This window comes from Microbacterium sp. NPDC086615 (assembly GCF_040686055.1).
Lineage (GTDB): Bacteria > Actinomycetota > Actinomycetes > Actinomycetales > Microbacteriaceae > Microbacterium.
Window position 1 is genome coordinate 24,923 of record NZ_JBFBJJ010000024.1, and the last position, 13,170, is coordinate 38,092.

Consider the following 13,170-nt stretch of genomic DNA (forward strand, 5'->3'; position numbering starts at 1 on the left):
GCTACGTTTTGGCCTAAGCCAAAAGAAGCGCGACTCGACGCGCCGCACATCGCGCCCCGAGCGCGGAACGGAGTGGATATGACCGACACCGGAACCTCACGCGTCAAGCGCGGCCTCGCCGAGATGCTCAAGGGCGGCGTCATCATGGACGTCGTCACCGCCGAGCAGGCCCGCATCGCCGAAGACGCCGGCGCCGTCGCGGTCATGGCGCTCGAGCGCGTGCCCGCCGACATCCGCGCGCAGGGCGGTGTGGCACGCATGAGCGACCCCGACCTGATCGACGACATCATCGCGTCGGTGTCGATCCCGGTCATGGCGAAGGCCCGCATCGGCCACTTCGTCGAGGCGCAGATCCTGCAGGAACTCGGTGTCGACTACATCGACGAGTCCGAGGTGCTCTCGCCCGCCGACTACGTGAACCACATCGACAAGTGGAACTTCACCGTGCCGTTCGTCTGCGGAGCGACGGGCCTCGGCGAGGCGCTGCGCCGCATCACCGAGGGCGCCGCCATGATCCGGTCGAAGGGCGAGGCCGGCACCGGCGACGTCTCCGAGGCGACCAAGCACATCCGCACGATCACGGGCGAGATCAACGCGCTCCGCGCCAAGACGAAGGACGAGCTGTACGTCGCAGCCAAGGAGCTGCAGGCCCCGTACGAGCTCGTCGCCGAGATCGCCGAGACCGGGAAGCTGCCCGTCGTCCTGTTCACCGCCGGGGGAGTGGCCACCCCCGCCGACGCGGCCATGATGATGCAGCTCGGCGCCGACGGCGTGTTCGTGGGCTCGGGCATCTTCAAGTCGGGCAATCCCGCCGAGCGCGCCGCCGCGATCGTCAAGGCGACCACCTTCCACGACGACCCCAAGATCGTGGCCGAGGCCTCGCGCGGACTCGGCGAGGCGATGGTCGGCATCAACGTCGCCGACCTCCCCGCTCCGCACCGCCTGGCCGAGCGTGGCTGGTAACAGCCCCCGCGTCGGCGTCCTCGCCCTGCAGGGCGATGTGCGCGAGCACCTCGCCGTGCTGACGGCCCTCGGTGCCGACGCGCGACCCGTGCGTCGACCCGAGGAGCTCGCCGCCGTGGAGGGCCTCGTCCTCCCCGGCGGCGAGTCGAGCGTGATCGACAAGCTCGCGCGCGCCTTCGGCCTCTTCGACCCGATCCGCGCGGCGATCGAGGACGGGATGCCGATGTACGGCACGTGCGCCGGACTCATCCTGCTCGCCGACCGCATCGACGGTGCGATCACGGGCCAGCAGACGTTCGGCGGCCTGGACGTCCGGGTACAGCGCAACGCCTTCGGCTCCCAGACGCAGTCGTTCGAGACCGACCTCGCGGTGCCCGCCCTGGGCGACCCGCCGGTTCATGCCGTGTTCATCCGGGCCCCCGCGGTCGTCGAGTGGGGTCCGGATGCCGAGCCCCTGGCATCCCTTCCCGATGGACGGGTCGTGGCGGTCGAGCAGGGGCGACTGCTGGGCACGGCGTTCCATCCCGAATCCACCGGCGAGACGCGCTTCCACGAGCGCTTCCTCAAGCACGTCCGCGGGCGACGCGGCGCGGCCGCACCCGCGTTCTAGACTGGAACCTATGTCCGGACACTCCAAATGGGCCACGACCAAGCACAAGAAGGCGGTCGTCGATGCCCGCCGCGCCAAGTCGTGGGCCAAGCTCATCAAGAACATCGAGGTCGCGGCCAAGCTCGGCGGCGCCGACCTGCAGGGCAACCCGACCCTCTTCGACGCCGTCCTGAAGGCCAAGAAGACCTCGGTCCCCAAAGACAACATCGACCGCGCGATCAAGCGCGGTGCGGGAATCGGCGGCGAGGCCGTCGAGTACACCTCGATCATGTACGAGGGCTACGGCCCCAACGGCGTCGCGTTCCTCATCGAGTGTCTGACCGACAACAAGAACCGCGCGGCAGCCGAGGTGCGCACGGCGCTCAGCCGCAACGGCGGCACGCTGGCCGACCCGGGCAGCGTCGCGTACAACTTCAGCCGCAAGGGCGTCATCGTCGTGCCGAGCGAGGGCACGACCGAAGACGACGTCATGCTCGCGACCCTCGAGGCCGGTGCCGAGGAGATCGAGCCGCACGGTGACGGCTTCGGCATCATCACCGAGGCGAGCGACCTCGTGACGGTGCGTTCCGCTCTGCAGGAAGCCGGCATCGAGTACGACTCGGCCGACGTCGAGTTCGTCCCGTCGCTGAAGATCGAGGTCGACGCCGACACCGCCCGCAAGGTGTTCCGCCTGATCGACGCGCTCGAAGACAGCGACGACGTGCAGAACGTCTACACGAACTTCGACCTCACCCCCGAGGTGCAGGCCGAACTCGAGAACGACGAGTAAGGGCGCGCCCTGACCTCGAGCACGGCCCCTGCGCTTAGCGTGGGGGCCGTGTCTCGTTCCCTCCGCGTCCTCGGTATCGATCCCGGCCTGACCCGCTGCGGGATCGGCGTCGTGGACGTGTCGCCGAACCGGACGGCCTCACTCGTGCACGTCGGGGTCGTGAGGTCGTCGACGACGGATCCGATCGAAAAGCGTCTCGCGACGATCGCCGCCGGCATCCGCGAGATCCTCTCCGCGCACGACCCGCACGTGGTCGCCGTCGAGCGCGTCTTCGCGCAGAACAACCGCCACTCGGTGATGGGCACCGCCCAGGCCAGCGGTATCGCCCTCCTGCTCGCAGCGGAGCACGGCATCCCGGCCGCCACCCACACGCCGAGCGAGGTCAAGGCGGCGATCACCGGTTACGGCTCGGCCGACAAGCTGCAGGTGCAGACGATGGTCGCGCGCGTCCTCCGCCTCGACGCGCTGCCGCAGCCCGCGGACGCGGCGGACGCCCTCGCGATCGCTCTCTGCCATGCGTGGCGCGGGGGACCGATCGCCGCGACGGGGGAGACGACGCTCACGCCGGCCCAGCGGGCATGGCGGGATGCCGAGAAGCGGCGTTCTCCACAGCCTCGTGTCGCTCGAACACATGTACGAAGCGATGCGTAAGCTGAAGGCATGATCTCTTCGCTCCACGGCACGGCGGCCCACGTCGCCGACGACTCCCTCGTCATCGTGGTGGGCGGCGTGGGCTTCTCGGTGGCCGTCACCTCGCAGTACGCGCGCACCGTGCATGTCGGAGACGACGTCCATGTGCACACGAACCTGATCGTGCGCGAAGACGCCCTCTCGCTGTACGGCTTCGAGAGCCGGGAAGAGCTCACGGTCTTCACGCAGCTCATCAGCGTCACCGGCGTCGGCCCGAAGTCGGCCCTCGGCGTGCTGTCGTCGCTGACGGTTCCGCAGATCGCGCAGGCAGTTGCCGACGACGACGATGCCCCCTTCCGACGCGTCTCGGGCATCGGACCGAAGACCGCGAAGCTGATCGTGGTCCAGCTCGCCGGCAAGCTCGCCGTCGTCCCCGCGGCCGCCCCCGCAGCCGTCGCCGCGCACGGGCAGGTGCCCCTGCAGGTCACTCAGGCCCTCGTGGGTCTCGGCTGGACCGAGCGCACGGCCGCCGAGGCCGTGGCATCCGTCGCCGAGGGCGCCTCCGAGAGCGACCGCTCGTCGGTGCAGGCGCTCCTGCGCCTCACGCTCGCGCTCCTCGGACCCGCGCGCAAGGAGACCGTGGGTGGCTGACGTCCGCGATGCCGGAACCCCCGACGACGAGACAGAGCTCGCGATCGAGGGGGCGCTGCGCCCGACCTCACTCGCCGAGTTCGTCGGGCAGCAGAAGGTGCGCGGGCAGCTCCAGCTGTTGCTCGACGCGGCGCGCATCCAGCAACGCTCGCCCGACCACATCCTGCTCTCGGGCCCGCCGGGGCTCGGGAAGACCACGCTGGCGATGATCGTCGCGCACGAGAGCGGTCGACCCCTTCGCCTCTCGAGCGGTCCGGCGATCCAGCACGCGGGGGATCTCGCCGCGTTGCTCTCATCGCTCACCCCGGGCGAGGTGCTGTTCATCGACGAGATCCACCGCATGGCGCGGTCGGCTGAAGAGATGCTCTACCTCGCGATGGAGGACTTCCGCATCGACATCATGGTCGGCAAGGGGGCCGGGGCCACGAGCATCCCCCTCGATCTCTCGCCGTTCACCCTCGTCGGGGCGACGACTCGCGCGGGACTCCTGCCCAATCCGCTGCGCGACCGCTTCGGCTTCACGGCGCACCTCGAGTACTACGAGCCCGAGGAGCTGGAGCAGGTCGTCTCGCGATCGGCATCCATGCTCGACGTCGGGCTCCCCGGCACGGCGCGATCCGAGATCGCCCGACGCTCGCGAGGGACGCCGCGCATCGCGAACCGCCTGCTGCGGCGCGTGCGCGACTATCTCGTCGTCCACGGGCCCTCGGCCGGCACGGACGACGGAGATGCCGACGTGCGCACCGTCGGCGCCGCTCTCGATCTCTACGACGTGGATGCCATCGGTCTCGACCGCCTCGACCGCGCTGTTCTCGATGCGCTCGTCCGTCGCTTCCGCGGCGGTCCCGTCGGCCTCAGCACCCTCGCCGTCGCGGTGGGCGAAGAGCCCGAGACCATCGAATCGGTGGTGGAGCCCTACCTCGTTCGGATCGGTTTCATGGGTCGCACGCCGCGCGGTCGCGTCGCCACCCCCGAGGCCTACGACCACCTCGGCGCTCCCCACCCCGACGGCCTGCTCCGGTTCAGCCAGGGGTGATGACCTATACTCGGCGGGGGATTCCCCGACCCCCGCTTGACTTACGCTAGGCAGTGCCGCACGGCGCGCCTGACTCGAAAGGTGCACCGCCTCCATGGACTCCAGTCTTCTTCTCGTCGTCGTCTTCGCCGGTCTGATCGTTTTCATGTTCGTGAGCTCCCGGCGTCGCGTGAAGAAGCAGAAGCTCGAGCTCGAAGAGAAGGCACGACAAACGGTCCCCGGAGCCGAGGTTCTGCTCCAGGGCGGGCTGTACGGCACCATCGTCGAGTACGACGGCGAAGACCTCGACAAGCCGGCGCAGGTCGAGATCGCTCCCGGTGTCGTCATCAAGGTTCACAGCCAGGCCGTCCTCCGCATCGTCGACCCGGCGTCGGGCACGGTCACCGAAGACGAGTTCATCGAGGCGGAAGAGACCGAGGCCGAGTACGTCGCGGGCGTCGCCGACGGCGACATCACCTCGATCAGCGACGACCACCGCGCCGCACGTCAGGCTGCCGAGGCCGACGCCGACCGCACCGACAAGGACCGTCCGCAGGCCTGACACCTCGACCGTTCGTTTTCCGTTCCGCCGCATAGAAAGCCGACTCCGTGGCGTCCTCTCCTCCCGTCCGCCATGCCTGGCGCGTTCTGACCGGTCTCCTCGCCATCACGGCGGTGCTGTTCGGCCTCAACGCCCTGGGCGTGTACGCCTTCAAGGCGAGCTCCTGGACCCCTGACCTCGCCCTCGACCTGCAGGGCGGAACGCAGATCATCCTGCAGGCGCAGACCACGGATGGCGCCGCCCCGGACTCCGAGCAGCTTCAGCAGGCGGTGTCGATCATCCGCCAGCGCGTCGATGCCTCGGGTGTCGGGGAGACCGACATCGCCACCGAGGGAAGCGACAAGATCGTCGTGCAGATCCCCGGCGAGGCGGACGAGGCGACGCGTCAGCGGATCCAGAGCTCCGCGCAGCTGCAACTGCGCCCCGTGCTGTTCACCGGCTCGCCCGCCACGACGTTCGTCGGCGACGACGGCAACACGACGCCGTATCCGACACCGGACCCGAACCTGCCCGCGACGCCGACCGCGTCCCCGACGGACGGCAGCGACCCGGCGTACATCACCCCGGCGCTGCAGGCGCAGTTCCTCGCGTACGACTGCGCGAACCCGCCGAGCAACCCCGCCGAGGCCCCCGCGGATCAGCCGATGATCACGTGCGGCCTGCAGGACGGCACGAAGTACATCCTCGGTCCCGTCGAGATCGACGGAGACGACATCGCGGATGCCACGAACGGTCAGGAGCAGAACACCGGCCGCTGGGCCGTGAACCTCGTCTTCAACGACCAGGGCACCGAGAAGTTCGGCAAGATCAGCCAGCGCCTGTACGGCAAGCAGCCCCCGTTCAACCAGTTCGCGTTCGTCCTCGACGGATCCGTGCTGTCGGCCCCGTCGATGAACGGCATCATCCTCGACGGCCGCCCCAGCATCACGGGCAGCTTCACGCAGGAGTCCTCGAAGGCACTGGCCGATCAGCTGAAGTACGGTGCGCTGCCGCTGAGCTTCAACGTCGTGAGCTCCGACACCGTCTCGGCGACGCTCGGATCCCAACAGCTGCAGGTCGGCTTCATCGCGGGTCTGATCGGTCTCGCGCTCGTCGCTCTCTATTCGCTGATCGTGTACCGCGCACTGGGCACGGTGATCATCGCGTCGCTCGGCGTGATGGCCGTGCTCACCTATGTGATGCTCTGCATCCTGGCATGGCGCATGGGCTTCCGCCTGTCGCTCGCCGGTGTGGCGGGCCTCATCATCACGATCGGCTTCACCGCGGACTCGTTCATCGTCTACTTCGAGCGAATACGAGACGAGCTGCGCGACGGCAAGTCGATCACGGCCGCGGTCGAGGACGGGTGGTCCCGCGCCAAGCGCACGATCTACATCTCGAAGTCGATCAACATCCTCGCCGCCGTCGTGCTCTACATCCTCGCGGATGCCACGGTGAAGGGCTTCGCCTTCACCCTCGGGCTCACGACCGCGATCGACATCGTGATCTTCATCCTCTTCACCCACCCGGTGATGCAGTTGCTCGCCCGCACACGGTTCTTCGGCTCGGGTCACCCGCTGTCCGGCATGGATCCCGAAGCCCTCGGTGCCGTGTATCGCGGTCGCGCGCAGTTCCGGGCACCCATCGCCGACAGCGGCCGCACCAAGCGCTCGCGCGGCGAGGCGCAGCGCCGCCAGACGATCGCGGAACGCAAGCAGGCCGAGCTCGCCGCCGCCCGCGGCGATAGCCGCTCCACGAAGGAGGGAGACGACTGATGCGCTCCATGACGCAGCTCGGTAACGACCTCTACTCGGGGAAGACCTCCTTCCCCTTCGTCCAGCGTCGCCGGATCTGGTTCCTCATCGCCGCGCTCCTCGTGATCGGTGCGGCGCTCGTGCCCCTGGTGCGGCCCATCCAGTTCTCGATCGAGTTCACCGGTGGCTCGCAGTTCACGGTGTCGAATCCGTCGACGTTCGACCAGTCGCTCGCGACGCAGGCCGTGACCTCGGTCGTCCCGGGAGCGACGACCCGCGTCACCGTGATCAGCGACTCAGCCGTCCGCGTGCAGACCGATCAGATGAGCAACGACGAGACGCAGGCCGTGTCGGCCGCTCTCGCCAACGCGTACAAGGTGCCGACCTCGGAGGTCACCAACTCCTTCATCGGAGCGACCTGGGGTGCGGACGTCACGAGACAGTCGTTGTGGGGTCTCGCGATCTTCCTCGCCCTGACGTTCCTCATCCTGGCGCTGTACTTCCGCACGTGGAAGATGTCGGTCGCGGCCATCATCGGCCTCGTCGACGTGCTCGTCATCACGATCGGGATCTACGCGCTCTTCGGATTCGAGATCTCGCCGGCGGCCGTCATCGGATTCCTCACGATCCTGTCGTACGCCCTGTACGACACGACGGTCGTGTTCGACAAGGTCAGGGAGAACACGAGGGAAGACGGCGAGATCTCCGGGCGCACCTTCGCGGAGTCCGTCAACCTCGCCGCCAACCAGACCCTCATCCGATCGATCAACACCACGGTCGTCGCCGTCCTGCCGATCGGCGCGATCCTCTTCATCGGTGTGCCGCTGGGTGCCCGCACGTTGAGCGACATCTCCCTGTCGATCTTCGTGGGAACCCTCGTCGCCGCGTACTCGACGCTTTTCGTCGCCGTTCCGCTCTACGCCCTCCTGCGCGAGCGCGAGCCGGTGATCGCCCAGCGCGACGCTCGCGTGCGGTCCGCGCGCGAGAAGGCGGGTGTCCCCGCCTGACGGCGGGGGCCCGCTCCGCCGGGCGTAGGATTGATCGACTGACGTCACGACGGGGAGGGCACCGATGACCGAGACCACGGCCTCCGCTCCGCCGCCGTCCTCGCTTCGACGGCTCGTGCCGCGCATCTTCTCGCGCGCCGCGCGTCGCGACGACGTCGACAAGCTCCTGCGCACGGTCCGCACGCACCACCCCAAGGGCGATCTCGGAATTATCGAACGCGCTTATGCGGTCGCCGACAAGGCGCACGACGGGCAGAAGCGCCAGAGCGGCGAGCCCTACATCACGCACCCTCTGGCCGTGGCGCAGATCCTCGCCGAACTCGGCCTCGGACCGAAGGCGATCGCGGCCGCGCTGCTCCACGACACCGTGGAAGACACCGGATATCCGCTCGACGAGTTGGCAGCCGACTTCGGCGACGAGGTCGCCATGCTCGTCGACGGCGTCACCAAGCTCGACAAGGTCAAGTACGGCGACAGCGCCCAGGCCGAGACCGTCCGCAAGATGATCGTCGCGATGTCGAAAGACATCCGCGTGCTCCTCATCAAGCTGGCCGACCGCCTCCACAACGCGCGTACATGGGGCTTCGTCCCGCCGCACAAGGCCGCGAAGAAGGCCACCGAGACCCTCGAGATCTACGCGCCGCTCGCGCACCGTCTCGGCATCCAGGCCATCAAGAGCGAACTCGAAGACCTCTCGTTCGCCGTGATGCACCCGAAGCTCTACGCCGAGATCGAGAGCCTGGTGAAGCAGCGCACGCCGCAGCGCGAGCAGTACGTGCAGAACGTGATCGACGCGGTCGACGCCGATCTCCGCGAGCTCCGCGTGCGCGGTCGCGTCATGGGCCGACCGAAGCAGCTGTACTCCGTTTATCAGAAGATGGTCGTGCGGGGTCGCGAGTTCGACGACATCTACGACCTCATCGGCATCCGGATCCTCGTCGGCACGGTGCGCGACTGCTACGCGGTGCTGGGCGCGATCCACGCACGGTGGACCCCGCTTCCGGGGCGGTTCAAGGACTACATCGCGACACCGAAGTTCAACCTCTATCAGTCGCTGCACACGACGGTGATCGGCCCCGGCGGACGCACGGTCGAGATCCAGATCCGCACGCACGAGATGCACCAGCAGGCCGAGTTCGGCGTCGCTGCGCACTGGAAGTACAAAGAGCGCATGGCGGGTGGAAAGGCGGATGCCAAGGCCGTCGACGCCGACATGGCGTGGATCGCGCACATCTCCGACTGGCAGGCGGAAACCGCCGACCCGGGGGAGTTCCTCGACTCGCTGCGCTTCGAGATCGGCGCAAAAGAGGTCTACGTCTTCACTCCGAAGGGCCGGGTCATCGGGCTGCCCGCGGGGGCCACGCCGGTCGACTTCGCGTACGCGGTGCACACGGAGATCGGGCACCGCACGATGGGTGCGAAGGTCAACGGTCGTCTGGTGCCGCTCGAGACGGCCCTCCAGAGCGGCGATGTCGTCGAGGTCTTCACGTCGAAGAACCCCGACGCGGGTCCGAGTCAGGACTGGCTCGGGTTCGTCAAGAGCACCCGCGCGCGCAACAAGATCCGCGGGTGGTTCACGAAGGAGCGTCGTGAAGAGGCGATCGAGCAGGGGAAGGACTCCATCGCCCGCGCGATGCGCCGGCAGAACCTGCCATTGCAGCGTCTGATGAGCCAGGACTCGTTCACCGAGGTCGCGCGACAGTTCCACTACGAGGACGTCTCAGCGCTCTACGCGGCGGTCGGAGAAGGCCACGTCTCGACGCAGTCGGTGATCGAGAAGGTCACCGCACTGGTCAGCGAGGAAGACACCTCGACCGGACCGATCGACCTGCCACAGGTCGGTCGCCGTCGCGCTCCGCGCAACAGCGATTCGGGCGTTCTCGTCCGCGGTGCCCCCGACATCCTCGTCAAGCTCGCGAAGTGCTGCACGCCGGTGCCCGGTGACGACATCGTCGGCTTCGTCACGCGCGGGAGCGGCGTCTCCGTGCACCGCGGCGATTGCACGAACGTGAAGTCGCTGAAGGAAGATCCCGACCGGCTCATCGATGTCGAGTGGGCGCCGACCACGAAGAGTCTGTTCCTCGTCCAGATCCAGGTCGAAGCCCTCGATCGCTCCGGACTGCTCAGCGATGTCACCCGCGTCCTCAGCGAGCACCACGTCAACATCCTGTCGGCGACCGTGTCGACCTCGAACGATCGTCTCGCGCTGAGCAAGTTCGTCTTCGAGATGGGCGACACCGTCCACCTCGATCGGGTGCTGAACGCCGTGCGACGCATCGACGCCGTCTACGACGTCTACCGCGTCACCTCGTCGTGACGCTCAGCGCTCCCTAGCGTTGCCCGCGTCGTGGGCACGGCGTGGTGGGGCTTGGCGTACTGAGGCACAGCGTCGTGGCGGGGAGCGTCGTTAAGCGCAGCGTCGTTGAGCGCAGCGTCGTTGAGCGCAGCGTCGTTGAGCGCAGCGTCGTGGCGGGGAGCGTCGTGGGGCACCGCGCCATCGAGGACATCGAGAGCGCGACGACCGTAGGGGACCCGGGGCCGGGCGAGGATCCACTGTCTCGCCTGCTCCGCGAGAACGGGGTCGGAGCAGGCCCACCGCGCCGCCGCGTCGTGGTGTCCCAGGCGCGCGAGATCGGCGAGCGTCCGGGTCGGTGTCGACACGGCCACCCCCGCGATGTCGACGACGTCCGCCGGGTCGAGCAGGACGTCGTGGTAGACCACTCGGCCGCTACCCGCCAAGCGCGCGCGTCGACCGCTCGAGCGCTGCAGGTGGTGCGGGGACGGCTCGACCAGCGCGCCACCGTGCACCCACGCCGCACTCAGGCGCACCGCCGCGAGCCGCTCGCCGGCAAGCGGGCCCAGGCTGCGCGCTCGCATCCACGTCGTCTCGGCCGCGTCCGCCGGCATGTACCCCTCGCCGATGGCGACCAGGACGCCGTCGAGGCACGCCGCCGTGAGTTCGGCGAGCGAGAGGCGCTCGCCCGGGAAGAACAGAAAAGGCGACACCATCACGTCAGTCTGACGCGAGGGTGTCGCCCGTTCCCACCGAAGCGGGAATCTGTGGAGAAGTGATCAGCCGCCGAGGGCGCGCAGCCAGCCACGGCGCGCTTCGAGCGCCTCGGACGCCTGTGCGGCCGCGCGCTTGTCGCCCCGTGCCTCCGCCTCGGCCAGCTCGGACTCGAGCTTCGCGATGGCATCCGTGATCTGACGCGTCATGTCGTTCGCACGCGCCTTCTGCTCGGGATCGTTGCGCTTCCAGTCCGCGTCCTCGCGCGTACGCACGCTCTGCTCGATCTTGCGCAGCTCGTCGTCGAGACCGCGCTCGACGTCGCGGGGGAACACGCGGCCGATCTCGTCCCACTGTCGCTGGATGGCGGTGAGGCGCTGACGGGCCGTCGCGAGGTTCTTCTCGTCGACGATGGGCGCCGCCTGCTCGAGGAGTGCGCGCTTCTGTTCGATCTTCTCGCGAGAGGCTTCGACGTCGGCGGCCTCGCGTTCCCCGCGGGCGCTGTAGAGCGCGTCGCCCGCGGCCTTGAAGCGTGCCCAGAGCGCGTCGTCGACCTTGCGACCAGCGCGCCCGGAGGCCTTCCACTGGTCGAGAAGGTCGCGGTAGGCCCCGATGCCGTCCTCGCCGCGCGGGGCGAGAGCCTCGGCGCGCTCCACGAGACGCGTCTTGGCGTCGCGGGCGGCCTTGTGGGTCTCATCGAGTGCCGAGAAGAACTCGCGACGGTGACGGTCGAATGTCGCGCGAGCGTCACGGAACCGGCGCCAGAGCTGCTGTGCGGTGGACTTCGGCAGGCGGGGACCGTTCTGCTGGTGCGCCTGCCACCGGTCGAAGAGCGCCGACATCTCGGCGGTGCTCTGCTTCCACTGCACGGTCTGCGGGTCGCGGGCGGCGAGAGCCTCGGCCTCCTCGACGATGACGGTGCGCTCGCGCACCGCCTCCGCGACGGCCTCCTTGGCCGCAGCGGCCTCGCTCTCGCTCGCCTCCGCGAGCTCGGCGGTCAGGGCGTCGATCCGCGAGATGAGAGCCGCGAGGTCGCCGACGGCGGCAGCGCCGTCGAGCTTCGCACGGACGCTCAACGCGGTGGTGCGCAGGTCGGACGCCGAGGCGCCGCCGCGGCGGTGACGGACCTCGAGCAGGGTCACCTCGCTCGCGAGGTCGGCGAACTTGCGCTCGAAGTAGGCGAGCGCCTCGGCCGGGGTGCCATCGGGGTACTGGCCCACGACGCGCCAACCGTCGGCCTCGCGCACCGAGACCGTGCCTTCGTCGTCGACGCGGCCCCACGGCTCGCTCGGCGCCGCAACACGAGCTCCCGGACGCGGGCCGGGGCGCGGTGACGGCGCGGGAGTCGGTGACGGGGCCACCGGAGCAGCGACAGGAGCCTCAGCGGCATCCGCTTCGGTCGTCTCGGCGACGTCGTCGCCGTCGAGGCCGTCCGCGGGCACCGCGATCTCGGGGGCGGAAGCAGCGGTCTCTTCGGCGGGATCAGTGGCCGCCGCGGACTCGTCGGGCGAGACGATCGTCTCGTCTGCGGGTACCAGTTCGTCGGCTGCGTCGCTCGAGTCGTGCGAGCCGGCGGTGTCGGGGGAGGAAGCGGAAGTCACGGAAATAGCACCTCATCGCGGCGAAGCCGCCTGGGGGAGAAGGACGATCCCGAGCCTAGTACGCCCGACCGGGAGATGAAGGGGTCAGGGTGTCGGCGACCCCGTCGGCTCGAGGTCGGGGACAGGGGCATCGGACGGGGTCGGCACGGACGGGGTGTCGGTCGCGCTCGGCGCCGGGGTCGGTGCTCCCGGGCCCGCGACGAAGTACACGGTTTGGACGCCGACGGCGCCCGCGATCACGAGGAGTCCGACGACGATCCCGACGATGTTGTCACGTCGGCGCCGCTGGCCCTGTCGCCGATGCAGTTCCTGCCGCGCCTGGTACACGCGAGCCCGCTCGCGCTGCTCGCGGCTCTGCCGGTCTTTCCCGCCCGTCGCCACATCGACCTCCTCCGGCCGCCGCGCGACCGCCCCCGATCCTACGCAGGGCCGGCGGAGGCCGACAAAAGAGCGACGCCGGTGATGCTCCTATGGGTTGTCAAGTGGTGAGGAGCCATTGGCGGTAGGTGTGGGTGAAGTCGTCGTCGCGGCGTTTGCCGCGTTCGATGGTGGAGATTTTCATGGGCCATACGCCGAAGTGGTGTGCGGCGGTTTCGATGCTGATGCCGCGGGCTTGTCGGAG

At 69.0% G+C, this 13,170-nt stretch carries 13 protein-coding genes; 10 read left to right on the top strand and 3 right to left on the bottom strand.

Annotated features, from left to right (window positions below):
* Positions 1–78 precede the first annotated feature (78 nt).
* The 10 genes from pdxS (at position 79) to AB0O24_RS17270 (ending at position 10,257) form a co-directional block, all read left to right on the top strand.
* Complete coding sequence (pdxS, locus tag AB0O24_RS17225) at positions 79–963, top strand: pyridoxal 5'-phosphate synthase lyase subunit PdxS (protein WP_058595689.1); 885 nt, start codon at positions 79–81, stop codon at positions 961–963.
* Positions 953–1,573: a pyridoxal 5'-phosphate synthase glutaminase subunit PdxT gene (gene pdxT, locus AB0O24_RS17230; protein WP_363376632.1), complete on the top strand. Its 621-nt coding sequence runs from the start codon at positions 953–955 to the stop codon at positions 1,571–1,573. Before pdxS ends, pdxT begins: the two co-directional genes overlap by 11 nt.
* A gap of 10 nt (positions 1,574–1,583) precedes the next feature.
* Complete coding sequence (locus AB0O24_RS17235) at positions 1,584–2,342, top strand: YebC/PmpR family DNA-binding transcriptional regulator (RefSeq protein WP_058595691.1); 759 nt, start codon at positions 1,584–1,586, stop codon at positions 2,340–2,342.
* 48 nt (positions 2,343–2,390) lie between these two features.
* Entirely contained in the window at positions 2,391–2,993 is a 603-nt protein-coding gene (ruvC, locus tag AB0O24_RS17240) for a crossover junction endodeoxyribonuclease RuvC (protein ID WP_363376634.1), read from the top strand.
* A 9-nt stretch (positions 2,994–3,002) separates the two neighbouring features.
* Complete coding sequence (ruvA, locus tag AB0O24_RS17245) at positions 3,003–3,623, top strand: Holliday junction branch migration protein RuvA (RefSeq protein WP_058614527.1); 621 nt, start codon at positions 3,003–3,005, stop codon at positions 3,621–3,623.
* Positions 3,616–4,659 (top strand): Holliday junction branch migration DNA helicase RuvB, encoded by a 1,044-nt coding sequence (ruvB, locus tag AB0O24_RS17250; protein WP_307386409.1) that lies wholly within the window; start codon positions 3,616–3,618, stop codon positions 4,657–4,659. Before ruvA ends, ruvB begins: the two co-directional genes overlap by 8 nt.
* A gap of 94 nt (positions 4,660–4,753) precedes the next feature.
* Positions 4,754–5,200, top strand: coding sequence for a preprotein translocase subunit YajC (locus tag AB0O24_RS17255; protein ID WP_275798402.1), 447 nt, complete (start codon positions 4,754–4,756; stop codon positions 5,198–5,200).
* 47 nt (positions 5,201–5,247) lie between these two features.
* On the top strand, positions 5,248–6,954 hold the full coding sequence (secD, locus tag AB0O24_RS17260) for a protein translocase subunit SecD (protein ID WP_363376637.1): 1,707 nt from the start codon (positions 5,248–5,250) through the stop codon (positions 6,952–6,954).
* Positions 6,954–7,940: a protein translocase subunit SecF gene (gene secF / locus AB0O24_RS17265; protein WP_275798405.1), complete on the top strand. Its 987-nt coding sequence runs from the start codon at positions 6,954–6,956 to the stop codon at positions 7,938–7,940. Before secD ends, secF begins: the two co-directional genes overlap by 1 nt.
* Positions 7,941–8,004: 64 nt before the next feature.
* On the top strand, positions 8,005–10,257 hold the full coding sequence (locus tag AB0O24_RS17270; protein WP_275798407.1) for a bifunctional (p)ppGpp synthetase/guanosine-3',5'-bis(diphosphate) 3'-pyrophosphohydrolase: 2,253 nt from the start codon (positions 8,005–8,007) through the stop codon (positions 10,255–10,257).
* Here AB0O24_RS17270 and AB0O24_RS17275 read toward each other — a convergent pair.
* The 3 genes from AB0O24_RS17275 to AB0O24_RS17285 form a co-directional block, all read right to left on the bottom strand.
* Positions 10,236–10,949, bottom strand: a complete 714-nt coding sequence (locus AB0O24_RS17275) for a hypothetical protein (protein ID WP_363376639.1) — start codon at positions 10,947–10,949, stop codon at positions 10,236–10,238. The two genes, AB0O24_RS17270 and AB0O24_RS17275, sit on opposite strands and share 22 nt — an antisense overlap.
* Before the next feature lie 63 nt (positions 10,950–11,012).
* On the bottom strand, positions 11,013–12,548 hold the full coding sequence (locus AB0O24_RS17280; protein ID WP_363376641.1) for a DUF349 domain-containing protein: 1,536 nt from the start codon (positions 12,546–12,548) through the stop codon (positions 11,013–11,015).
* Between the two features lie 84 nt (positions 12,549–12,632).
* Positions 12,633–12,929: a dioxygenase gene (locus AB0O24_RS17285; RefSeq protein WP_363376643.1), complete on the bottom strand. Its 297-nt coding sequence runs from the start codon at positions 12,927–12,929 to the stop codon at positions 12,633–12,635.
* Between the last annotated feature and the right edge of the window lie 241 nt (positions 12,930–13,170).